This window comes from Pseudonocardia sp. P1 (genome assembly GCF_000178675.2).
Taxonomy (GTDB): domain Bacteria; phylum Actinomycetota; class Actinomycetes; order Mycobacteriales; family Pseudonocardiaceae; genus Pseudonocardia.
The window spans coordinates 5,027,190-5,052,873 of record NZ_ADUJ02000001.1 but is presented as its reverse complement, the minus strand read 5'-3'; the positions used below and the strand labels follow the sequence as shown (position 1 = coordinate 5,052,873).

The 25,684-nt window shown below is 70.0% G+C and carries 26 protein-coding genes; 10 read left to right on the top strand and 16 right to left on the bottom strand.

What is annotated here, in order from left to right:
- Nucleotides 1-70: 70 nt before the first annotated feature.
- A complete protein-coding gene (locus PP1_RS23375) occupies nucleotides 71-781 on the bottom strand; it encodes an arsenate reductase/protein-tyrosine-phosphatase family protein (RefSeq protein WP_010241219.1) in 711 nt (236 codons plus the stop codon).
- Nucleotides 782-974: 193 nt separating this feature from the next.
- On the opposite strand from PP1_RS23375, the gene PP1_RS23370 reads away from it, so the two are divergent.
- Nucleotides 975-1,742 (top strand): sugar transferase, encoded by a 768-nt coding sequence (locus PP1_RS23370; RefSeq protein ID WP_139323944.1) that lies wholly within the window; start codon nucleotides 975-977, stop codon nucleotides 1,740-1,742.
- 84 nt (nucleotides 1,743-1,826) lie between these two features.
- Here the strand turns inward: PP1_RS23370 and PP1_RS23365 are convergent, their stop codons facing one another.
- Nucleotides 1,827-2,075, bottom strand: a complete 249-nt coding sequence (locus PP1_RS23365; RefSeq protein WP_010241216.1) for a hypothetical protein — start codon at nucleotides 2,073-2,075, stop codon at nucleotides 1,827-1,829.
- 67 nt (nucleotides 2,076-2,142) lie between these two features.
- Here PP1_RS23365 and PP1_RS23360 point away from each other — a divergent pair, with 67 nt between their 5' ends.
- Nucleotides 2,143-2,403 carry a hypothetical protein gene (locus tag PP1_RS23360; protein ID WP_010241215.1) on the top strand — a complete coding sequence of 87 codons (261 nt, stop codon included), beginning with the start codon at nucleotides 2,143-2,145 and terminating at the stop codon, nucleotides 2,401-2,403.
- A 425-nt stretch (nucleotides 2,404-2,828) separates the two neighbouring features.
- Here PP1_RS23360 and PP1_RS23355 read toward each other — a convergent pair whose 3' ends face one another.
- Nucleotides 2,829-3,434, bottom strand: a complete 606-nt coding sequence (locus PP1_RS23355) for a dTDP-4-dehydrorhamnose 3,5-epimerase family protein (protein WP_010241214.1) — start codon at nucleotides 3,432-3,434, stop codon at nucleotides 2,829-2,831.
- Entirely contained in the window at nucleotides 3,431-4,414 is a 984-nt protein-coding gene (gene rfbB, locus PP1_RS23350) for a dTDP-glucose 4,6-dehydratase (protein ID WP_029239957.1), read from the bottom strand. The genes PP1_RS23355 and rfbB overlap by 4 nt, the downstream gene beginning before the upstream one ends.
- Nucleotides 4,415-4,660: 246 nt before the next feature.
- Between rfbB and rfbA the strand changes: the two genes are divergently transcribed.
- Nucleotides 4,661-5,542, top strand: a complete 882-nt coding sequence (gene rfbA / locus PP1_RS23345; protein WP_010241210.1) for a glucose-1-phosphate thymidylyltransferase RfbA — start codon at nucleotides 4,661-4,663, stop codon at nucleotides 5,540-5,542.
- A gap of 65 nt (nucleotides 5,543-5,607) precedes the next feature.
- Nucleotides 5,608-6,732 carry a glycosyltransferase gene (locus PP1_RS23340; RefSeq protein ID WP_075314617.1) on the top strand — a complete coding sequence of 375 codons (1,125 nt, stop codon included), beginning with the start codon at nucleotides 5,608-5,610 and terminating at the stop codon, nucleotides 6,730-6,732.
- A 16-nt stretch (nucleotides 6,733-6,748) separates the two neighbouring features.
- Here PP1_RS23340 and PP1_RS23335 read toward each other — a convergent pair whose 3' ends face one another.
- The 6 genes from PP1_RS23335 to PP1_RS23310 all read right to left on the bottom strand — a co-directional run bounded on the left by PP1_RS23335 (nucleotide 6,749) and on the right by PP1_RS23310 (nucleotide 14,430).
- A complete protein-coding gene (locus PP1_RS23335; RefSeq protein ID WP_010241204.1) occupies nucleotides 6,749-7,972 on the bottom strand; it encodes a lipopolysaccharide biosynthesis protein in 1,224 nt (407 codons plus the stop codon).
- Nucleotides 7,973-8,003: 31 nt separating this feature from the next.
- Nucleotides 8,004-9,224, bottom strand: coding sequence for a glycosyltransferase (locus PP1_RS23330; protein WP_170918914.1), 1,221 nt, complete (start codon nucleotides 9,222-9,224; stop codon nucleotides 8,004-8,006).
- A gap of 51 nt (nucleotides 9,225-9,275) precedes the next feature.
- Nucleotides 9,276-10,301 (bottom strand): glycosyltransferase family 2 protein, encoded by a 1,026-nt coding sequence (locus tag PP1_RS23325; protein WP_010241202.1) that lies wholly within the window; start codon nucleotides 10,299-10,301, stop codon nucleotides 9,276-9,278.
- Nucleotides 10,298-11,683, bottom strand: a complete 1,386-nt coding sequence (locus PP1_RS23320; RefSeq protein ID WP_029239956.1) for an O-antigen ligase family protein — start codon at nucleotides 11,681-11,683, stop codon at nucleotides 10,298-10,300. The genes PP1_RS23325 and PP1_RS23320 overlap by 4 nt, the downstream gene beginning before the upstream one ends.
- Before the next feature lie 73 nt (nucleotides 11,684-11,756).
- Nucleotides 11,757-12,881, bottom strand: coding sequence for a DUF1972 domain-containing protein (locus PP1_RS23315; protein WP_029239955.1), 1,125 nt, complete (start codon nucleotides 12,879-12,881; stop codon nucleotides 11,757-11,759).
- A 46-nt stretch (nucleotides 12,882-12,927) separates the two neighbouring features.
- Nucleotides 12,928-14,430 (bottom strand): polysaccharide biosynthesis tyrosine autokinase, encoded by a 1,503-nt coding sequence (locus PP1_RS23310; protein ID WP_033200496.1) that lies wholly within the window; start codon nucleotides 14,428-14,430, stop codon nucleotides 12,928-12,930.
- 340 nt (nucleotides 14,431-14,770) lie between these two features.
- On the opposite strand from PP1_RS23310, the gene PP1_RS23305 reads away from it, so the two are divergent.
- Nucleotides 14,771-15,562: a glucose-1-phosphate cytidylyltransferase gene (locus tag PP1_RS23305; RefSeq protein WP_010241198.1), complete on the top strand. Its 792-nt coding sequence runs from the start codon at nucleotides 14,771-14,773 to the stop codon at nucleotides 15,560-15,562.
- A gap of 145 nt (nucleotides 15,563-15,707) precedes the next feature.
- Nucleotides 15,708-16,496, top strand: coding sequence for a glucose-1-phosphate cytidylyltransferase (locus tag PP1_RS23300; RefSeq protein WP_010241196.1), 789 nt, complete (start codon nucleotides 15,708-15,710; stop codon nucleotides 16,494-16,496).
- Between the two features lie 68 nt (nucleotides 16,497-16,564).
- Here the strand turns inward: PP1_RS23300 and PP1_RS23295 are convergent, their stop codons facing one another.
- On the bottom strand, nucleotides 16,565-17,602 hold the full coding sequence (locus PP1_RS23295; protein WP_010241194.1) for an LCP family protein: 1,038 nt from the start codon (nucleotides 17,600-17,602) through the stop codon (nucleotides 16,565-16,567).
- Nucleotides 17,603-17,884: 282 nt separating this feature from the next.
- Here PP1_RS23295 and PP1_RS23290 point away from each other — a divergent pair, with 282 nt between their 5' ends.
- On the top strand, nucleotides 17,885-18,169 hold the full coding sequence (locus tag PP1_RS23290) for a hypothetical protein (protein WP_010241192.1): 285 nt from the start codon (nucleotides 17,885-17,887) through the stop codon (nucleotides 18,167-18,169).
- 10 nt (nucleotides 18,170-18,179) lie between these two features.
- Here PP1_RS23290 and PP1_RS23285 read toward each other — a convergent pair whose 3' ends face one another.
- On the bottom strand, nucleotides 18,180-18,833 hold the full coding sequence (locus tag PP1_RS23285; protein ID WP_010241188.1) for an HNH endonuclease: 654 nt from the start codon (nucleotides 18,831-18,833) through the stop codon (nucleotides 18,180-18,182).
- Nucleotides 18,834-19,105: 272 nt separating this feature from the next.
- Between PP1_RS23285 and PP1_RS23280 the strand changes: the two genes are divergently transcribed.
- A complete protein-coding gene (locus tag PP1_RS23280) occupies nucleotides 19,106-19,288 on the top strand; it encodes a hypothetical protein (protein ID WP_010241186.1) in 183 nt (60 codons plus the stop codon).
- A 66-nt stretch (nucleotides 19,289-19,354) separates the two neighbouring features.
- On the opposite strand, the gene PP1_RS23275 is transcribed toward PP1_RS23280, so the two are convergent.
- Entirely contained in the window at nucleotides 19,355-20,092 is a 738-nt protein-coding gene (locus tag PP1_RS23275; RefSeq protein WP_010241183.1) for a GAF and ANTAR domain-containing protein, read from the bottom strand.
- A 386-nt stretch (nucleotides 20,093-20,478) separates the two neighbouring features.
- On the opposite strand from PP1_RS23275, the gene PP1_RS23270 reads away from it, so the two are divergent.
- Both PP1_RS23270 and PP1_RS23265 read left to right on the top strand, forming a co-directional pair.
- A complete protein-coding gene (locus PP1_RS23270) occupies nucleotides 20,479-21,375 on the top strand; it encodes an SDR family oxidoreductase (protein ID WP_029239954.1) in 897 nt (298 codons plus the stop codon).
- Between the two features lie 67 nt (nucleotides 21,376-21,442).
- Nucleotides 21,443-22,639 carry an alcohol dehydrogenase catalytic domain-containing protein gene (locus PP1_RS23265; RefSeq protein ID WP_010241178.1) on the top strand — a complete coding sequence of 399 codons (1,197 nt, stop codon included), beginning with the start codon at nucleotides 21,443-21,445 and terminating at the stop codon, nucleotides 22,637-22,639.
- On the opposite strand, the gene PP1_RS23260 is transcribed toward PP1_RS23265, so the two are convergent.
- The 3 genes from PP1_RS23260 to PP1_RS23250 all read right to left on the bottom strand — a co-directional run bounded on the left by PP1_RS23260 (nucleotide 22,636) and on the right by PP1_RS23250 (nucleotide 25,604).
- Entirely contained in the window at nucleotides 22,636-23,763 is a 1,128-nt protein-coding gene (locus tag PP1_RS23260) for a cystathionine gamma-lyase (protein WP_029239953.1), read from the bottom strand. The two genes, PP1_RS23265 and PP1_RS23260, sit on opposite strands and share 4 nt — an antisense overlap.
- A gap of 72 nt (nucleotides 23,764-23,835) precedes the next feature.
- A complete protein-coding gene (locus tag PP1_RS23255) occupies nucleotides 23,836-24,885 on the bottom strand; it encodes an NAD(P)H-dependent glycerol-3-phosphate dehydrogenase (protein ID WP_010241176.1) in 1,050 nt (349 codons plus the stop codon).
- The gene (locus PP1_RS23250) at nucleotides 24,882-25,604 is read right to left on the bottom strand and encodes a lysophospholipid acyltransferase family protein (RefSeq protein ID WP_010241175.1); all 723 of its coding nucleotides are present in this window, start codon (nucleotides 25,602-25,604) and stop codon (nucleotides 24,882-24,884) included. Before PP1_RS23250 ends, PP1_RS23255 begins: the two co-directional genes overlap by 4 nt.
- Nucleotides 25,605-25,684: the final 80 nt, after the last annotated feature.

Below are 25,684 nucleotides of genomic sequence, written 5' to 3'. Positions count from 1 at the left end.
GACGTCCGATTCGGGCCCAGCATCGGAGGCGAAGGTCCAACCCCCGTCCAACGACGGCCCGGCGGCGTCGTCAGCCGGTGGCGACCCGCTGCCGCGGCGCGAGGACGTCCACGATCCCGTGCATCGCCCCGAAGATCAGCCCGACGGCGTCGCGGTGCGCCTGCTCCGGCTCCCCCATCGGGTCCGGGACGGTGTCGTCCGCCGGCGGGACGGTGCCCCGCAGCGCACGGGCGGCCTCGACCAGTGCCCGGCCGCGCCCGACCAGGTCGGACGGGAGCGACGCGGCGTCCACCGCGGCGGAGAGCCGGGCGAACTCCCGCAGCGCGAACGTCCGGTCCAGCAGCTCCGGGTGACGCTCCAGCACGGCCGAGCGGTGCCGGACGTTCGCGCCCAGGACGAGATCCACCCCGTCGACGACGGCGTCGTCCAGCTGCCGCGCGACGAACCCGTCCGCGCGGGAGTCCAGTCCCCACGGCGCCAGCTGCGCCCGGGACAGCGGGTGCATCCCGTGCCCGACGACGGCGCGGACACCGGCGCTCGACACCTCGACGCGGCCGGCCGCACGACCGCCCAGACGCCCGACGAGCAGGTGGCGCATCAGCAGCTCACCGGCCGGGGACCGGCAGATGTTGCCCGTGCAGACGACGAGCACGCGGAACCGGTCGTCCGGTCCCGGCCGGCGGGCGTGGCGCGGCCCGCGAGCCTGCACCCCGGCCCGGTCCGGGACGTGCACCGGCTGCACCCGCTGCTGCGGCACCGCACGCTCCACCAACGACGTCACACGAACCTCCCCGACCACGGACTCTCGTCCGTTCAGTCGCACCGGGAGGCGCCGTCATTTCCGCCGAACGGCCTCGACCGCGTCACATCCCCAATGTTGATGATCGAACCGGCCGGGGCGGGCCGATCATCAGGTTTGGCGATCCGCCCGCGGCCCCGCTAATGGGCCGTTCGGCGGCGTCGACGAAGGGGACATGACCGCTCCCCAGCGCACGACGTCTACGGCATCCGGCCCGGTGGACGAGGCCGTTCGCGCCACCGCCGCTGCCGCCGCCGTCGTCGCCGACGCCGTCTCGACCGTCGTCGAGGCCGAGGGTCGCGTCCAGGCGGAGACCGTCACCGCGGACGACGCGGCTGCGGTCCGGCGTGCAGGCACCGGGTACGCGGTCCTCAACGCGGTCGCCGCGCTGGTGCTGATCGTGCTGCTGGCGCCGGTCATGCTGGCGGTCGCCCTCGCGGTCAGGCTCGACGGTGGCCCGGTCCTCTTCCGGCAGACCCGCGTCGGCCGTGACGGTCAGGACTTCCGGATGCTCAAGTTCCGCTCGATGTGCGTCGACGCCGAGGCCCGCCTCGCCGCCCTGGCCGCGAGCAACGAGGGCGCCGGCCCGCTGTTCAAGATGGCGCACGACCCGCGGATCACCCCGGTCGGCCGGATCATCCGCACGTGCTCCCTGGACGAGCTGCCGCAGCTGTTCAACGTCGTCGGCGGCACGATGGCCCTGGTCGGGCCGCGCCCGGCGCTCCGCCGGGAGGTCGAGCAGTACTGCGCCGTCGCCCGCCGCCGGCTCGCGGTCAAGCCCGGCCTCACCGGCCTCTGGCAGGTCTCCGGCCGCAGCGACCTGAGCTGGGACGAGTCGATCCGCCTCGACGCCGAATACGTCGATCGCTGGTCCCCGCTGTTCGACCTGCAGATCCTCTTCCGCACCGTCGGCGCCGTCCTGCGCGGCGGCGGCGCGTACTGACGACACGACCGCCGCCGGACGAAAGGGGTCATCGGCCGGCGAGGAACTCGTTCGACGGCAGCGCCGCGGCGAGCGCGCGGTCGGTCAACGGCCGAACATCCCCGGCCGGTCGAACTTGATGTCCTGCTCCTCGCCGAGCTGGAACCAGCACACCGGCCGACGAGTTCCGAGGACCCCGACCCTGAAGGACGTCACCGACGCCGACAGGACCCGATGGTCACACGACCGGTCTGCGGCGTACCTCCTCGCTTCCTGCTCGCAGCGGAACACGACCTCGACCGCGCCGACCGAACCCTGTCGGGCTGTGTGAACCGCAAAGACCTCATCCGTCACTGCTGTGGCACTCCTCGTCCATGCGGCTTTCGAGTACTCGAAAGCTAGCACGGCAAACACTCGGGGTGTGGATCCGGACCAGCTCGCCGAGCTCGCGAGCCTGCTCGCCCGTCCGACCGACGAGCTGAGCGACGACGAACTGATTCAGGCCGTCCGTCTCGCCGACACCGATCGGGACGCGGCGCGGGAGCGGCTGGGGCGGCTGCTCGCGGCGCTCTACCAGCGGGAAGGCATGTCCTGGCCCCGACTCGGAGAGCAGACAGGCATCCCGTTCGGGACGGCTCACGGGCTCGCCCGGCCGTACATCGACCGCGACGAGTCGCCCTGAGCCGGAACGTCGGGAGCACCACTCCCCGGGATGCTCACCGACCCGCCGACCGCCAGACGTCGCCACTCCCGGAGCTGCCGAGCCACACGTACTGCCCGTAGCGCGCCACGAGTAGCCGGAACCGGTCTCGATCTCCCGCCCGGGTGGCGTGAGCCTGCTCGACCAGGCGCCCGAGCCGCCGAGTTCCTCCCTCGACGACGGCATGGCGACCAGCATGGGAGGCAAGACCGATCTCGCCCTCGGGAGCCGTCCCGAATCGCGACCCACGACACCCTCGGCGCCACGACGATCAGGCCCGGACCGGCCTCCATGCCGCCGAATTCCGTACGGCGGCGGTCCAGGTACCCGACCACCACGTCGCCCGAGTTCAACGACCGATGCCGGCCGTCACTCCAGGACCAACCAGACTCTGGCGCGGCCCTGATTCAGTGAGGCGCTCGGAGGCTGGCGTACCAGTCCTGACAGGCGTCCCAGGTCGGCAGCGATCCGGCCGCCTCAGCCTCGGCCAGCGTGGGTGCTTCGCGGTCCTTCTCCGACAGCACCGGCTCGACACCGGCCACCCATGGGATAGCGAGTTGCGGGTCGATCGGAGTGATCCCGTGCTCTCGTTCCGGCGCGTACGACGTGGAACACAGGTATCCCACAACGGTGCCGTCGGTCATCGCCTGGAACGCGTGTCCGAGCCCCTCGGACAGGTACACGGCTCGCATCGAGTCGGCGTCCAGATCGACGACTTCGAACTGTCCGAATGTCGGTGACCCGACACGGATGTCGACGATGACGTCCCGCACAGCGCCGGCCGCGATGTACAGGTATTTCGCCTGACCCGGAGGTACGTCGGCATAGTGAACGCCGCGTACGACTCCGCGAGACGACACCGACTGGTTGGACTGCATGACGGAGAGGTCGAAGCCGAGAGCTTCGCGAAACACCGGTCCCTGGAACGGTGCGGTGAACCTGCCACGTGGGTCAGGAAAGACGGTCGGCTCGAACAGCCACGCTCCCGAAATACCGAGCTCGGTGGCCTTCACCGGACCACTCCGTTCTTCAGCGGCTCCCACCAGCCGCGATTCTCCTGGTACCAGGCGACCGTCTCGGCGAGCCCATCATCGAAAGAGCGTCGCGGCTCGTAGCCCAGCTCGTCGTGGATCTTGGACCAGTCCACCGAGTACCGCCGATCGTGTCCCTTCCGATCCGGCACTCGCTCGATCATCTCGTCGCCGACGCCGACAGCAGTGAGCAGTCGGGCAGTGAGCTCGCGGTTTTGGAGCTCCGTGCCGCCGCCGATGTTGTAGATCTCGCCCGCCCCTCCCTTCGCTGCGGCGAGAGCGATCCCGTGACAGTGGTCGTCGACGTGTAGCCAGTCCCGGACGTTCAGCCCATCGCCGTAGAGCGGCACCCTCTGCCCATCGAGCAGGTTCGTCACGAAGAGCGGGATGACCTTCTCGGGGAACTGGTAAGGCCCGTAGTTGTTGGAGCACCGGGTGATGACGACATCCAGTCCGTGCGTCCGGTGGTACGAACGCGCCAGGAGATCGCTTCCAGCCTTCGCCGCCGAGTACGGCGAGTTCGGCTCCAGCGGATGGTTCTCGGGCCACGACCCTTCGTCGATCGACCCATAGACCTCGTCGGTCGAGACGTGCACGAAACGCCCCACTCCCAGGTCGAGCGCCGCCTGTAGCAGCACCTGAGTCCCGACGACGTTCGTCGTCACGAAGTCTGCGGCACCGGTGATCGATCGATCAACGTGGGTCTCGGCCGCGAAGTGTACGACGACGTCCGCTCCCGCCAGTACCTCGGCGACCCGGACCGGGTCACGGATGTCGGCTCGCTGAACGTGCAGCTGCGGAGAGTCGCTGACGGAGTCGAGGTTTTCCTCCCGACCTGCGTAGGTGAAGGCATCCAGGACCGTCACGTCCGCACCCGTGAACGGCTCATAGCCGCCATTCACGAGGGTTCGCACGAAATGGGAGCCGATGAACCCGGCACCACCTGTGACCACCAGTCGCATGCACACCTCGCCGATCGTGGAGCTCATCCACCCAGCCGGGTGAACTACTGATAGTTTTCCATGACTCAATCGACGACTTGCTCTAGGGAGCCCCGACACCATCACTCCTGTGCACACTCGTCGCCAGAACACGAGGGAAGCCGGTCGTGCTGAGCCACGACCCTTCCGCGCCACCTCGTCGAGACACGTCCCGTCTCGACTGCAGCGCGCCGAAGCCTCGGACGACCTCGAAAGGAACGCGCGACCGTGAAGGGCATCATCCTGGCCGGGGGGACCGGCAGCCGACTGTTTCCGATCACGCGGGCCGTGTCCAAGCAGCTTCTGCCGGTCTACGACAAGCCGATGATCTACCACCCTCTGGCCACTCTCATGCTGGCCGGCATCCGCGAGATCCTGCTCATCTCCACCCCGCACGACCTGCCCGGATTCCAGCGGCTCCTCGGCGACGGGAGCCAGTTCGGCCTCGAGATCGACTATGCGGAGCAGCGCGCTCCGAACGGCCTGGCCGAGGCCTTCGTGATCGGCGCCGACCACGTCCGCGGCGGCCCGTCGGCACTCGTACTCGGCGACAACATCTTCCACGGTCCGTCCTTCTCCTCGACCCTGCAGTGCGCTGCGCGCAGCGTTGCGACCGGCGAGTACGGATGCGTCCTGTTCGGGTATCCCGTGAAAGATCCGCAACGCTATGGCGTCGGCGAGGCGGACATCGACGGCACACTGATCTCGATCGAGGAGAAGCCGGTCGAGCCACGCTCCGACCGAGCCATCACGGGGCTCTACCTCTACGACGACCAGGTCGTCGACATCGCCGCCGGCATCGGTCCCTCGGCCCGCGGCGAGCTTGAGATCACCGACGTCAACCGCGCCTACCTCGAGCAGGGTCGTGCCCACCTGCACGACCTCGGCCGCGGGTTCGCATGGCTGGATACCGGGACCCACGAGTCCCTCATGGAGGCGGGCCAGTACGTCCGGGTCCTGGAAAACCGCCAGGGCATCCGGATCGCGTGCATCGAGGAGGTCGCCCTGCGCATGGGCTGGATCACCTCCGAACAGTGCCGTGCCCTCGGCCGAGCACAATCCGGATCCGGATACGGTGAATACGTCATGGCTGTCGCCGACCAGATATGAGATGCACGGAGCCGCCCACGCAGTCCGGCCCGCCCGACTAGATCAGCTCAGGCTAGGGACCACCCATGCACGTCCTCTTCGTCGCTCACTCATCGTCGACGGCGGGAGCCGAACGCACACTCGTGGCCCTTGCCTCCGCTGCGGCCCGAGGTGGAGACCACGTCACCGTGTCGATTCCACGCAAGGGGCCCATCGAGCGGTTGATCCGTGACCGGCTGCCGGGGGCGGAAGTGATCGTCCAGCCCTGCCAGTGGTGGATGGGAGTCCGGCATCGGACCTTCACGGGGGCGTTGCGAACTCTCCAGTCGCTAGCCCAGCTCGTTCCTTGGCTCATGCTGTTACGTCGGACGAGACCTGACGCCGTCGTCATCGGGTCGACGGTCACCCCCGCGCCGCTCTTGGCTGCGGCACTCGCAGGCACACCCCGATCGATCATTCTCGGCGAGAGCATCCGCTCGAACCCGACCTTGCGTTCGCTGATCCCGAAAGCTCTGATCGTGCGCGCTCTCGATGCCTGGTCCGACGTCAGTATCGCCGTGTCGGAGTATGCGGCCTCCCAGTACCGGCGGCCGACGTTGATCGAATACCCGCCCATCGAGATCCCGGAGACGGTCAGCGAGGTCCGCGACGAGCCCCCGCACATGCTGGTGGCCGTCCTGTTGGGCACCCTCTCCACGGAGAAGGGCCAGTTCGATCTCATCGAGGCTGCGAGGCGAATCGTCGCGAGCGGTGCACCGGTGCGGATCGAGTTGTACGGCGACGCAGCCCCCGACGACCTTGCACGACTGCACGACATGATCTGGGATGCCGATGTCGAGTCCGTGCTCCGCTACCGGGGAGCGAGCAGCAACCCGATCGGTGTTCTCGCCGGCGCGGACGTCAGCCTGGTCTGCTCACGCAACGAGGCATACGGCCGGGTGACGATCGAATCGGTCCTGGTGGGGACACCAGTCGTCGGTTACGACCTCGGGGGAACGCGGGAGATCCTCCGCGACGGCGGCGGGATCCTGGTCGAGCCGGAGCCTGCCGCGATGGCGAGCATCCTGGGCCGGCTCGCCCGCGATCCGGCCGCGCTCCGCGGCCTGCGCTCATCCGCGGCAGAGCGTGCGAGGAGCCGCGCAGGCGTCGGCGATGCGGACCGCCAGTGGTCGCGTCTGCGGGATGCTCTGGCACGGGAGCGCCTCCGGTAGTTCCGAGCGAACGACGTCATTCCCGTGCCTGTGTGGCGACGGACCGCTCCCGACGGGTCCCGACGAAGGCCGCCAGAGCGAGACTCAAGTACTTCCCCACCGCCGCGACGGCGAACCCCGTCGCGGCGCCCATCTCGTCCCACCACCCTCCACCAGCGGCGACAGCGCCGAGGAGCAGGACCGAGCTGACAAGGCTCTGGAGCCCGACGAATCGTTCACGCCCCATCCCCTGCAGCAAGGCTGCAAGTGGAGTGGCCAGGGCGACGACGGGGAAGGTCACGACGAACACCGCGACGAGTGGTCCGGCCGAGGCGTAGGCATCGCCGAGCAGCAGGACACTCACCTCGGTGCCGAACCATCCGACAGGTGCCGCCAGGATGGTCAGCACAGCGGTGAGTCCCACGACAGCGCGCAGCAGCCTGCGGCGAGCACCGTAGTCCGCCCGCGCTGTTGCCGGGAGCACCACCGCGGCCAAGGTGGAGGACAGGAGTTGGAACGGAGACGTCAGCTTCGACGCGGCCGAGTAGAACCCGGCACCGGCCGGTGAGGTCAGTGCGGCCACGAGAAACACGTCCAGGGCACGGCTCTGGACGGACAGGTCATTGATCGCAAAGGGCACCGATCTGCGCAAGACGTCTACGACGGCAGTCGCTCGCCGAGCGACGACGCCATGTCGCCGCAGCAGCTGTCTGATGTGTACCGATCCGATTGCGGCGCCCGAAGCCATACCGATCGCGTACAGCATCGTGCCCGGACCCGCGTCGGCGACGAGCAGGAGCAGGAACACCGCGCAACTCACGAGACGGCGGAGCAGGATCGACGTAGCGACCGCCGTGGCGAGGTCGGCGGCGATGACGACCGCGAGCCTGGTCTCGCAGTACTTCTCCAGCCCTTGGGCGATGACCAGCAGCGACAGTGCAGCGAGCAGCGTCCTGGGGACTCCGGGGACGACCAGCGCCAGGAGGGCGACACCGCCGATGGTGCCGCCGAGAGCCGCCCGTCCGCTGAACCAGAGGATCGTGCGGACCTCGTCGATCTTGCCTACGGCGTACGAGCGGCCGGCGAAGCTGGACATGCCGACGTCGGCGACGATGAACCACACCAGGAACACGCCGATCAGTGCGGTCACGACGCCGTACTCGGACGGTGCCACTGAGCGCGCAAGCGCGATGCCCATCGCCGCCTGTGCGACGGCACCCGCCACTCGGGCGATCGAGGCGGAGAGGAATGTCTTCCTCATCGGTGACGACAGTCCGGGTAGGCGGGGGATGTCATCGAGAGGTCCGGATCGCGGCGGCAGCCTGTGCCCGCCCGTACAGCCTCGTGAGCGCGCGGAAGTGCTGATCCCCACTCGTCACCCGATCGGCCAACTCCTCCTCGAACGCCTGTGGTGAAGCGATCTCACCGCCGAGGAATCGCTCGATCGTCCCGCTCCATCCCGCGACCGAGTGTTCGGACACCATCCCGGTCACCCCGTCGGTGACCAGCTCCGGCATGCCCCCACGGTCCGCCACCAGAGCGGGCACGCGAGCCATGAGGCTCTCCCGCACGCTGAACGGGCTGTTCTCGAACCAGATCGCAGGGTGCAGCGTCGCGGCGGTGGTCCGCAGGGTCGCACCGATCTGGTCGGGAGTGAGGTGTCCGACGAAGCAGACGCGGTCCACCGCGTGCTCCGCCACGTAGCGGTGCAGCTGCGGTTCGTCGGCTCCCGTGCCGGCGATCGTCAGTATCCGGTCGCCGGTGCGCGTACCGAGTGCCTTCCATGCCTGTAGGACGGTCAGTACGTCCTTCTCCGGTGCGAGCCGGCCCATGTAGAGCAGACCGGTCGCCTCGGCATCCCGACGGTGGGGAGTCTCTCGCCAGGGAAGATCGAGCACCTCAGTCCGCGCCGGCGACCATCCGTCTGCGTGCAGCGTCCGCTCCATGAATCGCGACGGGCAGTGGACGATCATGTCGCCGGCACCACGCATGATCCGGTCGCTGACGATCGTCTCGACTCCACCCACCGCGGACGCGCCGAGGCTGCCTTTGATGCACCGGCGCCGCACCGGGTTGATCGCGCGACGCACCGGAGAAGCGCCGACGCACACCTGGCACAGGTCGGACGTGGAGTCGGCCCACAGGCGTTGGTTCGCGCACACGAGCTTGTACTCGTGCGCCGTCACGACGCGACCGATCCCGCGCCCGCCGGCAGCCCGGACGACGGCGCTCGTCAACTGGTAGCAGGTGCCGTGGAAGTGCACGACATCCGGCGCGAACTGCTCCAGTGCCGCCGCCATCCGTCGTTCGTTCGCCACCGAGTAGACGCTGCTCGCCGCGTCGTCGAGCCGCTCCCGGAGACTTCCGGATGTGTAGCTGCGAGCGGGCGTCTCGAATCGAGGAGAGCCGGGCGCGATGGGCGACGATCCACTCGGTGCCTCCATCCCGAACAAGGCCACCTCGTGACCGCGGGTTGTGAGCTCGCCCGCGAGCCATTCCAGGTACGTCTCCACGCCGCCCACCCGGTGCAAGAACTTGCTGGCCAGGAGTACACGCATCGTCGATCAGCCCGCTTCCGTCGGCCGCGTCGACCGGTTCCACTCGACGTCCCCGATCGGGCCAGGGGTCACCGCCCACCGGACGAACCACACCGAGAGCGTCAGCTGGTCGCGCAACCAGGTGGCGCGCTCCCGCCGCTGCCCGAACGCCGCCGGGACCGCCAGTGCTCCCCTGACCAGGCCACCGGCCGCCACCAGCAGCTTCAGCGGACTCTCGCCTACCCCGGAGGTGTCCATCAGCGACAGACAGGGGGCGACGACCAGTTCCATGAGCCGGAGCTGGCGGCGCTGCGCCGTGTTCGACTTCCGGCTGACCCCGCCGACGTGCTCGGCGGACAGGTCACCGGACACCACGACCCGATATCCGAGGGCGTGCGACCGATGACAGATCTCCTGGTCCTCGAGATACATCGGGAGCCGGGTGTCCAGCCCCCTGCCGAACACCTCCTTGCGGATCGCCATATAGGCACCGGAGGTGAAGTCGACGTCATGCACGCCCGGGCCGTCGACGGAGATCGAGCGCCGTGGGGTCCCCAGTAGCCCAGGTAGCGCAGGCAGACCGACCAGCGTCGCGAACAACCGGCGCTTGTTCCAGACCCTGCGGGCCGAGCCACGGTCGACGGTCCCGTCGGGTGCCAGAAGGGTCGGTGCCGCGACGCCGATGCCAGGCTCCTCGGCGAGCGCCACGACGCGGTCCAGGACCTGCGCGGAGGTCGCGACGTCCGGATTGTGCAGCAGGACGACCTGCGGCTCGCCCCATCGTGCCCTGCCGAGCTCGACGGCGTGGTTGACGCCGAAGGAGAACCCGAGGTTGCACGGCGCGACCTCGGCCAGGAACCGGTCGGACACGGACGGGTCGACCGCGGCACGCGCCGTCGCGACGCACTCGTGGTCGTCACTGTTGTCCAGGAACACCGCCGCGCGATCTGATCCGCCGATGAGCCAGCCGCTGATGGTCGCGGCAAGGTCGGCCACGGCGGCGCCGGACCGATACGTGATCACGACGACCAGGGTGGAGAGAGTGGGGTTCACACCGGTCCGTTCGAAGGTCGTGGGGCCCGGAGGCCCGGGGACGTTGTGCGGGGAGAGTCGGTCCGAGCCGGCAACTGCCCACCGGCCAGGCAGAGCAGGAAGACCAGACCAAGGAGGCTGTGCAGCGGGAGGAGCCCCTCCAGGCCGTTGTAGCCGGCCGTCACCGCGGCGAAGGCCACGACACCGGCGGCTCCGGCGTGCGCACCCGAACGCGCTGCTGCGGCTACCACCAGGGCCAGCGTCGCCAGGAGCAGCACCAGGCCGGGAACACCCAGGCTGACGAGAATCTGCAGCAGGGAGTTCTCCATCGGGTAGGCGCCGTGCGAGAGCGCGATGGTGAGCGGGTCTGCCGTGGTCGGCCCGCTGCCGGTCCAGCCGGAGGAACGCGCCAACGCAATGGCCTCGGCCACGTTGTCCCCCCGCACCTCACTGGATCGTGCGGCTTCGCCGGTGCTCGTCCGTGCTCCGAGGAGACCCGAGGCCGCCACCGCTGCAACTGCCAAGGGCGCCAGCGCGAGCAGCCGCATGGGCTTCGGAGATCGGGTGCGACGCAGCTGTGGCAGACGGACGACGGTGACGACCGCGCCGACGACAGCGGCGACCGCGAGTGCACCGCGAGACACTGTCGAGGCCGCACCCGCGACAGCGGCGATCAGCGGGATCAGGCTCTGCGGCACGTCGTCGATCCAGCGGACGAAGAACACTGCGAAGGCCACCGTGAAGAAGGTCCCGGCATACAGCGGGTGCCCGAACCCGACGCTGGCGCGATGAACACCACCGTCGAGCTGAAGGCCCCGACCGACCGCGTCATAGAGCGGCATGTAGATCGGGTTCTGCTGGATCGCGACCTCGACCACGGCGAACACGGCCGCAGCGACGGTCACCACCGCCAGCGTCCGCACGAGTAGATCGGCTTCACGACCGGACACCCGCACGAAGAGTACGAGCACGGTGCCGACAGCGAAGCTGATCAGCCACTCCCGGGCCGACGGGCCCCCGCCGCTTACGGTCGGAGGCCGGACCAGCATCAGGTAGGTGGTCCACAGCACGAGTAGCGCCGCTGCGAACCGCGCTGCGAGCCACCCCCGGTGGATCGGGTCAGGACGAACAGCCGGCGCCGCAGGCCACCTCCGCACCGCCCAGAAGAGGATCACCACCAGGGCCGGGGTGAGACCGAAGTACCCGTAGCCGATCAGTTGCTGGGGTAGCACTGCATAGAGGACGAGTGCCGCGGAAGGCAGGACGTGAACCGGTGCCGTCGCCGCTGCGACCAGCGCGACCAGGACGAGGACCAGCACGACACCGACAACACTCCCGTTGCGATGGGTCAGTGCTGCCACCGCGTATCCGATCGGCACGACGCCGGCGACGATCGCCGCCACGAGTGCCGGGCCGACGAGGTCGGCCGGCCTACCGCGGAGCAATCGGGAGATCGCCCTCAACGGACTGCCCCCTTCACCGTCCGGCCGCGCCGTCGCGGCCCCGAGCGTCCAGGCGCCGGGCGAGGGCCTCGTAGTCCTCGGTCACCGCCTCCCAGGCGTAGGTCGCCAGGACGTGCTTCTTGCCGGCCCGTCCTTGCTCCTCGACCCTGTCCGGCGCGGCCTCGACGTCCTCGACCCGTTCGGCCACCGCAGTGGCATCACCGAAGTACGAACCGTCGTCCCGGACGATCTCGCGATTGAAGTCGACGTCCCAGGCGACGACGTAAGCACCGGCGCCCATCGCGCGCAGCAGCGACGGGTTGGTGCCGCCGACCGAGTGCCCGTGTAGATAACTGGCGCAGTTTGCATAGAGCTGGTCCAGCAGATCCTGATCCCACACCGCCCCGACCAGCTGAACCCGTTCGTCGGCGGCGGCGAGATCGGCTACACGGCGGTTGTACTCGGTCTCGTACGGCACGGACCCGACAACGACCAGCGGCAGCACAGCGCCGCTACGCGTGTAGCCGTCCACGATCACGTCGACGTGGTTCTCCGGCTCCATGCGCGCGACGACCAGGTGATAGCGGCCGGCTTCGAGGCCAAGCGGATCCAGCAACTCGGGTCTGTCCGGTTCGACCTCGGGAGCGCCGTAGGCGATGAAGTCGCTGCCCACCCCGTACTTGCGACGGTAGTAGTCCTCGATACCGCGAGCATCGGCGATCAATGCATCGGCCATTCGGGCAGCGAACCGCTCGCACAGCAGGTAGTAGGTGCGACCAGCACGACCCCATTTCGCCCTGCGCCACTCGAGCCCGTCCACATGCACTGCCACCGGTATCCGAAGGATCTTCAGGAAGATGATCAGTGGAGCGTTGGCCGCGTTGAACACGAGAGCGACGTCCGGCTGATGCCGACGTCGGACAGCATGCAAGACCGACAGGAACGTGTGTGAGAGCGTTTCGACTGAGCGGCCCCGCAAGCTCGGAAGCACGACCCGCCGCATGCCGAGATGGTGGGTGGACGCATCGTCCCGGCCACGGCAGTAGACGGTGACCTGGTGTCCTCTGTCCGCTAGCCGGCGCCCGATCTCCTCCACGGCGGTCTCGAATCCGCCATAGCGTGCGGGAACTCCTCGCGTACCGATCATGCTGATGTGCACGTAGTTCTCATCTCCCTCGCACCCTCACGGGACTCGGACGGCTCGATCAGCGGCCAGGACGTTGCACCCATGTGGTTCGCTCGCTGGCCCGCGGAGCCGATGCGCTCGCAGAACGCGGCCATCCCGCTGAGGCGCGCGGAGGGGAGTCCTCGGCCGCGCCGTGGCGATAGGTCCCACCGGCCTGGCCGTCACGCACGCTCTCGTAGGTGCCGTCGTAGCCGGAGTCGCGACCGATACGCCGAGCGGGCACGAGCGTGAGAATCACGCCGAGGACGTTTCCGGACACCGCACGCAGCGCATGGGAAGCAGAGGAGAGTTGCTGAGTCGTGGTGCGGCCGTAACCGCAGAGCAGCAGCGCTCCGTCGGTAGCGGGAAGGAGCGCAGCGGCATCGGCGACCGGTAGCACCGGCGGGGTGTCGATGAGAACGAGGTCGTAGGTGACCCGTGCCTCGTGGAGCAGAGTACGCATCTGATTGCTTCCGAGAAGCTCACTCGGATTCGGCGGAAGCGCACCGCTCGGAAGCAGATCCAGCGAACCACCGCCCCAGTTGTGAACGGCACGCCCGAGCGACAACCCGCCGGAGAGGACGGTCGTCAGTCCGACAGCCCGGTCGACGCCGAACAGCGCCGAGACGCCCGGACGACGCAGATCACCTTCGATCAGTAGGACTCGCCGCCCCGTGGACGCCACCGCGGTGGCCAGGTTGGCGGTGGTGGTCGACTTACCTTCTCCAGCGACACCACTGGTGACGACCACGACCTTCCGCGGTTTGTCCACGTCGACGAACTGCAGGTTCGTACGGATCCGCCGGAAGTTCTCGGAGATCGGGGTGTTCGGCGACTCGTGAACGGTGAGTGGCGTGGCCGGAACGCTCGGGTCCAGCAGGACCGCGCCGAGGGCCGGCGCCTTCACGATCGCGGCTGCCTCGTCGGAGGTGGTCACAGTGTTGTCGAGCGCGTCGCGGACATAGGCCGCAACCACACCGATCACCAGCCCGACCGCCAACCCCAGTGCGAGCAGGAAAGCCGCCCCCGGTGACGACGGGGTATCCGGTACGGCAGCCGGCTGGATCACCCGTGCTCCGACGTAGGTGAGGTTCTGGTCGTTCTGGGGCCGTTCCAGTTCCCCGACGACCTCGCCGGTCACCTCGGCGACCGTGTTTGCGATGTCGGCCGCCCGCTGGGGCGACGGATCCGTCGCCGTCACCCCGAAGATCACGGAGTTCGGAGAACTGCTCGTACCCACCTGTGCTGCGAGATCGGCAGGCGTCGTCGCGAGCCCTAGACGTCGACCTGTCTCTCCGAGCACCCGGTCGCCGGTCACCAACTCGACGTAGGAGGTGATGCGGTCCTGGGAGAGCTGGGCACCCTGGTAGGCGTCCTGCGGGTTGTTGACGACCTGAGTCGTCACGAACAACGAGGTCTGCGCCGTGTACTCCGGCGATCGTCCGAACGAGACCGCAGCAGCGCTGAGCATCCCCAGCCCGACACAGACTGCGATGACGATCCAGCGCTCGCCCAGCACACGAAGGTGCCCACGCAAATTCATCCGCCATCCCGATCATGCGCTTGGTGATGATCACGGCTGACGAAGAGGTGCTTCGACGTCCGAAGACGCGGGCACCGACGTCGCGCAGCCGCTCGACGTCCTCCGACACGGAGCCTAATGCGTTACCCCATCGGGGGTAACTCGGGAGCGTGCTCAGTGCTGCGAATATTGCACACAGTTGCCGTAGTCAGGACTTTTACGCCCGTACATCGACCAGACGGGGGTAGCCGTTACTGATCTTCCAGAGACCGGTCGAGGCCTCCGCGGAGGGCTGGCGATCCGCTGCGCGGTACTTTCATCCGTCGAAGCACGCGCCCCCAGCGCCGACGAGAGGCCCGCATTGCACCCCGACACCCCCGTCGTCATCCTCTGCGGAGGCCAGGGCACCCGCATCCGCGAGGCCAGCGAGTCCCTCCCGAAGGCCATGGTGGAGGTGGGTGGCCGACCGATCGTCTGGCACATCATGAAGCTCTACCGCCAGGCCGGCTTCCGCCGCTTCGTCCTCTGCCTCGGCTACAAGAGCTGGGCGGTCAAGGAGTACTTCCTCGACTACCGGGCCCGGCAGGTCGACTTCACCCTGGCCATGTCCGACCGCCACCGCATCGACTTCCACGGCGGCGTCGACGAGGACTGGGAGATCACCTTCGCCGAGACCGGCCTGGAGGCCGCGACCGGCGCCCGCGTCCGGAAGATCGCCCCGTACGTCGACACCGACCACTTCTTCCTGACCTACGGCGACGGCGTCTCCGACATCGACATCGCCGCGCTGGCCGCGGAGCACGAGGCGTCCGGGAAGCTCGGGACGATCACCGGCGTCCACCCGACGTCGAAGTTCGGTGAGATGAACGTCGAGGGCGACGAGGTCGTCGAGTTCAACGAGAAGCCGACCCAGGTCTCCGGCTTCGTCTCCGGCGGGTTCTTCGCGTTCAGGCGCGAGTTCCTGGCCGAGTACCTCGACTCCGAGAGCGACGACCTGTGGCTCGAGCACGAGCCGCTGCAGAAGCTCGCCCGCGACGGGCAGCTGAACGTCCACCGGCACGACGGCTTCTGGTGCGCGATGGACACCTACAAGGACTTCCAGTACCTCAACGGCCTGTGGTCAGGCGGCGACGCACCGTGGAAGACCTGGTGAGCAGGGTTTCCCGGCACCGTCGGGGGCTTGGTCACAGTCCTCGCCGTGATCGGCGCGGGTAGCCGGGAAGCGAGTAGCTTGTCCGGCCGAGGCACGCTCCCCCCAGCGCCGGCGAGCGGCTCCCCCGAGCCGACGAAAGGTCCGTATGCACCCCGACACCCCAGTCGTCATCCTCTGCGGAGGCCAGGGCACCCGCATCCGCGAGGCCAGCGAGTCCCTCCCCAAGGCCATGGTGGAGATCGGCGGACGCCCGATCGTCTGGCACATCATGAAGCTCTACCGCCAGGCCGGCTTCCGCCGCTTCGTCCTCTGCCTCGGCTACAAGTCCTGGGCCATCAAGGAGTACTTCCTCGACTACCGGGCGCGGCTGGCGGACTTCACGCTCAACATGGGTGAGAAGCACCAGATCGACTTCCACAACGGGGTCGACGAGGACTGGGAGATCACCTTCGCGGAGACCGGCCTGGAGACGGCGACCGGCGCCCGCGTCCGCGCGATCCGCGACTACGTCGACACCGACAACTTCCTGCTGACCTACGGCGACGGTGTCTCCGACATCGACATCGTCCGGCTCACCAAGGAGCACGAGGAGTCCGGGAAGGTCGGCACCGTCACCGGCGTGCACCCCACCTCGAAGTTCGGCGAGATGAACGTCGAGGGCAACGAGGTCGTCGAGTTCAACGAGAAGCCCACCCAGGTCTCGGGCTTCGTCTCCGGCGGGTTCTTCGCCTTCAAGCGCGAGTTCCTCGACGACTACCTCGACGACGACCCGCAGCTGTGGCTGGAGCACACCCCGCTGCAGAAGCTCGCCCGCGACGGCCAGCTGAACGTCCACCGCCACGACGGCTTCTGGTCGGCCATGGACACCTACAAGGACTTCCAGCACCTCAACGGGCTCTGGTCCCGCGACGAGGCCCCCTGGAAGGTCTGGTGACGCCCTGAGGCGCCCCCACGGACGACGACGGGCCGGTACGCGAGCTGCGTACCGGCCCGTCGTGCGTCTCAGGACGGGGTGCCGCTGAGCGTCTCGGACGGGTTCGCGTCGGCGTACTGCTCGACCGACCCGTTCCGGATCGCGTCCCACAGCTGCGGGCCGCGCTGGTCGTCGAGGTACACCACCGACTGCGCGCCCTCCCGGCCCAGGCCGGCGACCGGCGCCGTCAGGAAGCTGACGTCGGAGCCGCGCAGGTTGCGGTACTCCACCGCCAGCTGCACCAGGCCGGTGTTGGACAACGAGTCGTCGATGCTCACCGCGTCTCCCACGCTCGTCGCGAACGTGTACAGCGCGGCCGGGTCGGTCGTCGCCTTGCGCTGCACCTGCTCCAGCAGCGCCTTCATCGCGTTCTGCTGGCGCGCGGCGCGGTCGATGTCGCCGTTGGGCAGGTCGTAGCGCTGCCGGACGTAGGCCAGGGCCTGCGCGCCGTCGAGGTGGTTCTCGCCCTGGACGAAGTCGACGCCTGCGTTGCTCGTGGCCCGCGCGACCGTCACGTCGATCCCGCCGACGGAGTCGACGAGCGAGGTGAACCCGGCGAAGTCGACGACCCCGAAGTGGTCGACGCGCACGCCGGTGAGCTGCTCGACCGTCCCGATCAGCAGCGACGGCCCGCCGAACGCGTAGGCGGCGTTGATCTTGTTCATGCCACGGCCGGGGATGTCCACCCAGGAGTCGCGCGGGATCGAGACGACCGAGGCGCTCTGCCCGTCCGGCGCGAAGGTGCCGAGCATGATGACGTCACTGCGCTCGGACCCGGCGTCGACGCCTTCCTCGGCGCCGCTGCCGGTGGTCGGGGCGTCCGAGCGGGAGTCGGTGCCGACGAGCAGGAACGTCGTGCCGCCGAAGGTCGCCGGACGGTCGCCGGCGTCGAGGCCCTGGAAGGCGCCCGGGATGCGCGGGACGTCGTTGCCGACGCTCGACACCAGGTACACGAGCCCGCCGCCCACGACGAGCAGCAGCACGAGCACGAGGGCTCCGAAGGTGACCAGCAGCCGGCGCCCGGTACGGCGGGGCTTCACGGGGGGTGGGGTGACCACGTTGCGCATCGGGATCCTTCCGGGACCGTTCCGGACCGTCGGCCGGTCCGGTCCTCTCGTCGTCGTAGGACGCGCGTCGTTACCGCGGGGTTCGGCGCGTCGTCGGAATCGACGGGACGACTACGCATCGTCGCAGGTCAGAGATCCACAGCGACGCATGGTGAACGGAGGTGCGCCCGGTGTCATCAATTGGAGTGAACCACCGGCCGGATCGCTAATCCGCCGACCGGAGTAGGCGAGACAGAAGCAGAACGGCCGCCCGGGCCGTGCGACCGGCTGGAGGAGCTACCGATGAGCACCGCCCACGACACCGCCGCGAGCGTGTCCGCCACGACCGCCGACGCGATCCCGGCGCCGCGGGCCGCGACCGACGCCGAGAACACCTCCGCCACTCCCCCCGCTGTCCCGGCCACGCCCACGACCGCGCTCTGCCGGTGCGGGCACGAGCAGGACGTCCACGAGCACTACCGCCCCGGGACCGACTGCGGGATCTGCGGCACCTCCTGCCGCGCGTTCCGCGCCGCGACCGACCCGGCCACCACGCGTCGGCGCCGGCGGCGGGCCCGCCGGTCCTGACCGGCCCCGCTCAGGCCGCCGACAACCACGGCTCCCACGCCGGCAGCGGCTCGACCGCCAGCACGAGCACGCCGGCCCCGTTCCGCTTCGGCGGGCCGGGCTTCGTCCGCAGCGTCCAGCCGATCTCCTCCACGAGCCGGTCCGCCTTGCGCGAGTTGCACGCCTTGCAGGCGGCGACGCAGTTCTCCCAGCTGTGCGCGCCACCGCGGCTGCGCGGGATCACGTGGTCGATGGTGTCGGCACGCTTCGTGCAGTAGGCGCAGCGACGGCTGTCGCGCCGCAGCACCCCGGCCCGGGTCATCGGGACCGCGCGCCGGTAGGGGACGCGGACGTAGCGGGAGAGGCGCAGCACCGAGGGAGCGGGGAGAGTGAGGCTCTCCGAGTGGAACGAGGTGCCCTCCAGTGCCTCCTGGAGACACTCGGCCTTACCGGAGAGCAGCAGGCAGATCGCACGTTTCGACGTGACGACGGCCAGCGGTTCGAAACTGGCGTTGAGGAGCAGGACCCGGGACCCCGTCGGGACCGGAGCCGTGGTCAGCGGCTCGATCCCCGGTGCCGGGAGGTGATCTTCGGGGATGCCGTCGTCGGGGAGCGGATCGACCGCTCGCAGATCGGGGGCGACGACGGACTCGGCACCATGGGGGACGGGTTGTCGGTGCGGCACGCGACCACCTCCGCGACTGCTCGAGGTCCGGCTTGTAGTCGACCATACGGAAGCGAGGTTTCGCGAGTGTGATATCGGAACCGCCGGCGCGTGTCCGGCGGGTTCCCGCCGACGGACCAGGGTGGCCCGCGTATCCCTGTCCGCGGCCCGCGCCGGACCCCGAGCGACCCGGGTCACACCGCTGTAACCAGCGGAAACGCTTGCTTCACCGGGGGCGTGGAGTCCGCCACAGCCGCGTGTGGCGACACCGTGTCGGCGGTTATACACGGCATATGGACGAGAACACGGTCGACGACAGGACGACGGCGCGCGACTCCGCCTGCACCTGCTGCGGCCGCCGCGGCGCCCGCGAGCGCCTGCAGGTCACCGGGCCCGGCGCGCCGCACTTCGTCGCGGTGTGCCCGAACTGCGACCTGCAGCCCGCCGAGCTCCAGGGCTGGTTGGGCGAACGCTGAGCCTCCCGCGGGCCCGCCGCCCGACGCGGACCGCACTCGGTGTCCGACGCCGGGACCGCAGCGGCATCAGGTGCCCGGGTCAGATCCCGGCCGGGTGCGTCGCCGATTGCGGACGAGCCACTCGGCGATGTCGGCGAGCTTCATGTTGGTGTCCTGTGACGAGCGGACCATCATCTGGAAGGCGTCGGTGTCGTCGACGTCGAAGCGTTCCTGCAGGATCCCTTTGGCCTGACCGATGACGTCACGGCTCTCGAGAGCGACGCGCAGGTGCGCAGCCTTGTCCTCCCCGTGGAGAAGGACCGCGGCCTGGAGGGCGAACAGCCGGGCCAGGGTCGTCGCGGACTCGTCGAAGGCGTCCGGCGCGTAGGCGTACAGGTTCAGGGCGGACCGCTGCCCGGGCTGGATCACCAGGGGTGTGGACAGTAAAGAACGGAAGCCCTTCTCGACCGCGGCAGGCCCGAAGACCGGCCACTCCTGCTGCGCCTGGACCCCTCCGAGGTCCGGGGCGTAGATCGTGGCACCGTCGGCCCCCCGGGCCGCGGCGTCGATACACGGGCCCTCTCCGAACTGCGCCTGCAGGTCGTCGAGAACGTGCACGTCGGTCCCGGTCGGATGACGTGAGGTGATCCGCGACCGGTCGGCCACGGTCACCCCGCCGCCGTCGGCTCCCGGAACCGTGTCGACGGCCGCACCGACGATGCCGGCGAACACCCTGTCGAGGTCCTCGGGGTCGTCCCGCCGGAGCAGCGCCTGCGCCGCCCGGCTCAGCGACGCGACGACGTGGTCGTCGCCGGTTGTGTTCATTCCGGGTCCTCCGATCCGGAGCGGTCACAGCTGCGAGAGCTGCGGATCAGCAGAGTCGAAGCGACATGCGCTGCGCTCTACCTCCCGCTCGTGGTTCGACGGTCGAGGACGCACACGAAGATCGGAGCCGGACCGGCCGTCACCGGGGTGATGCCCGTTCGGCCTCTGCACGGCCGGGACACGGCCGTCAGCCGGTGTCCCGCGCCGTCCCGTCGAGTACCCCCGACGTCCCGGACGGCAAACCGGTGGACGGCATGAGGTGGCACCGCGCCCTCCCGGGACGGGGGCTCACGTTTCCGCCGCGCGCCTCGGGGGACCCGCTGGACGTCGACGACACCGGCACCGGGGAGCCCGCGGGTCCCCGGTGGGCGGAGAAGGAGGATCGGATGGGCCAGGACCAGTTCCGGCAACAGGACCCGGTCGCGCAGTACTCGGCACCCGGCAGCGGTGATCGGACCGTCGAGCACCCCGGACGCACGGCCGACCTGGACGTGTGGCCCGACCACGGGGAGCGGACCTACCGCGGCACCGGACGTCTTGAGGGGAAGAAGGCGGTGGTCACCGGAGGTGACTCCGGGATCGGGCGGGCGGTGGCGATCGCCTTCGCCCGGGAGGGTGCCGACGTGGTGGTCACCCACCTGGAGGCGGAGGCCGACGACGCCGCGGAGACCGCGAGCTGGGTGCGGGAGGCGGGCCGCCGGGCGGTCACCGTGCCGGCCGACGTCCGGCGGGAGGAGACCTGCCGCGACATCGTGCACCGCACGGTGGACGCGCTCGGCGGGATCGACGTGCTCGTCAGCAACGCCGCCTACCAGATGTCGCAGGACGAGGGACTCGACGACATCACCACCGAACAGTTCGACCGGGTGATGAAGACCAACGTGTACGCCCTGTTCTGGCTCGCCAAGGCCGCCGTTCCCCATATGCGGCCGGGCGCGTCGATCATCGCGAGCTCGTCGGTGCAGGCGTTCCAGCCGTCGGTGCACCTCCTGGACTACGCGGCGTCGAAGGCGGCGGTCGCGAACATGGTGCAGGGGCTCGGCCACAACCTGATCGGGCGAGGGATCCGGGTGAACGCGGTGGCCCCCGGGCCGGTCTGGACCCCCTTGATCCCGGCGACGATGGACGAGAAGAAGCTCGAGTCGTTCGGCGCGCAGGCACCGATGGGGCGGGCCGCACAGCCCGCCGAGCTGGCGCCGTTCTACGTCTTCCTCGCCTCGCAGGAGTCGAGCTACATGACCTCGGAGGTCGTGGGGGTCACCGGAGGGGCTCCCATCACCTGAGTCCTGTTTCCACATCCGGGGCCCGGGTAGGCGGCCGCGCGACCGGCACGAACGGAGAGGAGCACCGATGCGTGCACTGACCTGGCACGGGCGTCGTGACGTCCGGGTCGACACCGTCCCCGATCCGATCGTCGAGAAACCCGACGACGTGATCGTGAAGATCACCAGCACCGGTCTGTGCGGCTCCGACCTGCACCTCTATGAGGTGCTCGGGCCGTACCTCACGGCCGGGGACATCCTCGGGCACGAGCCGATGGGGGTCGTCGCCGAGACCGGCTCCGCCGTCACCGAGCTGGCGGTGGGCGATCGCGTGGTCATCCCGTTCAACGTCAGCTGCGGAACCTGTGCGAACTGCGGACAGGGGCTGCAGTCGCAGTGCGAGACCACCCAGAACCGCGAGATGGGCACCGGTGCCTCGCTGTTCGGCTACACCAAGCTCTACGGACAGGTCCCGGGCGGGCAGGCCGAGTACCTGCGCGTGCCGTTCGGCAACTCCCTGCCGATCCGGGTCCCGGACGGCCCGCCCGACGAGCGCTTCGTGTTCCTGTCCGACGTTCTCCCCACCGCGTACCAGGCGGTGCAGTACGCGGACACGCCCCGGAACGGCACGCTCGTCGTCCTCGGGCTCGGTCCGATCGGTGACATGTGTACCCGGGTCGCCCGGCATCTCGGGGTGCGGCAGGTGGTCGGGGTCGATCTCGAGCCCGAGCGCCTGCGCCGTGTCGAGCGCCGGGGGACCACGGCTCTCGACCTGCGGGACGGCGACGAGGCGGTCCGGGAGGTGGTGCGGACGCTGACCGACGGCAGGGGCGCCGACGCGGTGATCGACGCCGTCGGGATGGAGGCTCACGGCTCGCCCGTCGCGACCGCGGGGCAGAAGCTGGCCGCCGCCCTGCCGACCGCGCTCGGGCAGAAGCTGATGGAGACCGCGGGCACCGACCGCACATCGGCGCTGGACCTGGCTATCGATCTCGTCCGCCGGGGCGGGACGATCTCGCTCTCCGGGGTGTACGGCGGCTCCGCCACGCCGATGCCGATGCTGACGCTGTTCGACAAGCAGATCCAGCTCCGGATGGGGCAGGCCAACGTGTGGCGGTGGGTCCCCGACCTGATCCCCCTGCTCTGCGACGACGACCCGCTCGGCGTCGACGAGTTCGCCACCCACCGGATGCCGCTGGAGCAGGCGCCCGACGCCTACCGGATGTTCCAGGAGAAGCGGGACGGCGCAGTGAAGGTCCTCTTCGCGCCGGCGGGCTCCGTCTAGGCGCGGAGCGCCCCGAGGACGTCGGCGACCAGGTCGTCGGTGTCCTCGATCCCACACGACAGCCGGACCAGGCCGTCGGGGACGGCGTCGCCCCAGCGGGCGCGCCGGTCGGCAGCGGTCCGGGTGCCGCCGAAGCTGGTCGCCGAGTCGACGAGCGTGGTGCGGTCCAGGAACTCCGACACCGCGTGCACGTCGGGCAGGGTGAACCGCAGGACGCCGTTCCAGCGCCGCATCTGACGCGACGCCAGCGCGTGCGACGGGTCGTCGGCCAGGCCCGGCCAGCGGACGTCGGACACGGCGACGGTGCCCGCCGCCGCTGCCTCGCGCAGCGCCACCGCCACCGCGCGGGCGTTCTCCGCCTGCCGGGCGAGCCGCAGGTCGAGGGTGGCCAGGCCGCGCAGCGCCAGCCAGGTCTCCATCGGCCCGGCGATCGCGCCGCCACGGGTCCGGAAGCCACGGATCCGCTCCGCGTGCACCGGGCCTGCCGTGCTGACGTGCCCGACGAGCAGGTCGCCGTGCCCGGACAGCGCCTTCGTGTCGGACGCGACGACGACGTCGGCCCCCAGGTCGAGCGGCCGCTGCCCGAGCGGCGTCGCGGTGGTGTTGTCGACGGCGACGACCGCGCCGGCCGCGTGCGCGGCCTCGGCGATCGCGGTGATGTCGCAGACCTCCAGCCCCGGGTTCGACGGTGTCTCCAGCAGCACCAGCCCGGGCCGGTGCTCGGCGATCGCGGTCGCCCAGTCCCCCGCCGTCGGGCAGTACGCGACCGGCACCCCGAGCGGCGCGAGCTCCTCGTCGGCGAGCGCCCGGGCGACGTAGTAGCCGTCGGCGGGCAGCAGCACGCCACGGTCGGTGGAGGCGAAGGCGCGCAGCACCGCCGCGATCGCGGCCATGCCGGACGGGAAGACCGTGCAGGCACCGCCGTCGAGATCACCGACGACGGCCTCGTACTCCCGCCAGGTCGGGTTGTCGGCGCGGGCGTAGAAGTCCGTCCCGGACTCCGCCTGCTCCGGACGCCCGAGATGGAAGGTGCTGGTCAGAACCGGTCCACGATGGACCGGCTCACCCACCCCGTGCTCGCCGTGCCCGCCGCCCCGAACGCACCTGGTGCCGTCGCCGCTCATCGCTGGTGACCCTACGCTCGTGAGTGGTTGTGTCGGTCCTGACCGCGTTTTCCACTCACGGGCGCGAAGCGCCTACTCAGGCTTCGGCGCCCGCGAGATCAGCTCCTTGGCCATCTGCCGGGCGGTCATCCCCTCGTGGCACACCCGGCGCACCGCGTCGGCGATCGGGAGCTCGACGCCGTTGCGCTCCCCCAGCTCGCAGATCGACAGGCAGGACTTCACACCTTCGGCGACCTGGCCGTGGTTGGCGCGCTCGGCCTCGCCGAGGCTCGCGCCGCGGCCGAGCTGCTCGCCGAAGGTCCGGTTGCGCGACAGCGGCGAGCTGCAGGTCGCCACCAGGTCGCCCATCCCGGCCAGCCCGGCGAACGTCAGCGGGGAGGCACCGAGCGCCATCCCGAGCCGGGACATCTCGGCGAGCCCGCGGGTGATCAGCGACGCCCGCGAGTTGTCGCCGAGCCCCATCCCGGACGCGACGCCGACGGCCAGCGCGATCACGTTCTTGCCTGCCCCGCCGAGCTCGGCGCCGATCACGTCGGTGTTGGTGTAGGCGCGGAAGTAGCCGGTCGCGCAGGCGGTCTGCAGGGCCACCGCGCGCTCGTGGTCCGGGCAGGCGATGACGGTCGCGGTCGGCTCCTCGTGCGCGATCTCCGCGGCCAGGTTCGGCCCGGAGACGACGGCGAGGCGGTCGGCGCCGACGCCGGTGACGTCGTCGATCACCTCGGTCATCCGCTTCAGCGTCCCCAGCTCGACGCCCTTGGCCAGGCTGGTGATCGTGACGCCGTCCGGGATGAGCCCCCGCCAGTGCTCGAGGTTCGACCGCAGCGACTGCGACGGGACCGCGAGGACCACGGCGTCGGCGTCGTGCAGGGCCTCGGCGGGGTCGTGGGTCGCGGACAGCTTCGCGGGCAGCTCGATCTCGGGCAGGTAGTCCGGGTTGCGGCGCCCGGAGTTGATCGCGTCCGCGACCTCGGCGCGGCGGGCCCACAGCCGGACCTCGCGGCCGGCGTCGCCGAGGACCTTCGCGAACGCGGTGCCCCAGCTGCCGGCGCCGAGCACGGCGACCCGCTGGACGTCGTGCACCGGCTCGTTGACCGGGCGCTCCCCGAACGGCGGCGCGCTCACCGGCCGGCCTCCTTTCCCGAACCGCTGGGCCGGTAGAACTCCTCCGGGGCGGTCTCGGCGCGCACGTCGGCCAGCAGGTCACGCACCCGGCTCATGATCAGGTCGGTCACCTCGCGCAGCACGACGGCGTCGAGCGGGCGTCCGCGGTACGCCGACAGGTCGACCGGTTCCCCGGCCCGGAGCACCAGCTCGGTGCGGGGAAGCGGGCGGAACCGCTTGCCGTAGTGGTCGTACACCTCCCGGGTGCCCCAGTGCACCATCGGCACCACCGGCACGTCGGAGGCCAGCGCCATCCGGGCGACGCCGGTGCGCGACCGCATCGGCCAGCCCTCCGGGTCCCGGGTGATGGTGCCCTCCGGGTAGATGATGACGATCTTGCCGTCGGCCAGGGCCTGCGTCCCGGCGGACAGGCTCTGCTGGGCGTCGGCGGTGTCCCGGAACACCGGGATCTGCCCGCTGCCGCGCAGGATCGACCCCAGCACCGGGACGTCCCACAGGCTGTTCTTCGCCATGAACCGCGGCACCCGGCGCGCGGTGTGCACGAACAGCGCCGTGTGGATCGGGTCCAGGTACGAGATGTGGTTGCCGACCAGCAGTGCCCCGCCGGTCGACGGCAGGTGCTCGCGGCCCTGGTAGCGCTGCCGCCCCGTCAGCCACCCCACCGGGTAGAAGACCGTGGCGGCGAGCCCGACCCAGAATCCGCCCTTCTCGCGGGCCACCGGCGGCCTCCTCCCACCCGCAGCGTGGCGGGGTCGTCAGCGGTCCCCGGACCGCAGCCGATCCGGATCTCTGGTGCAGA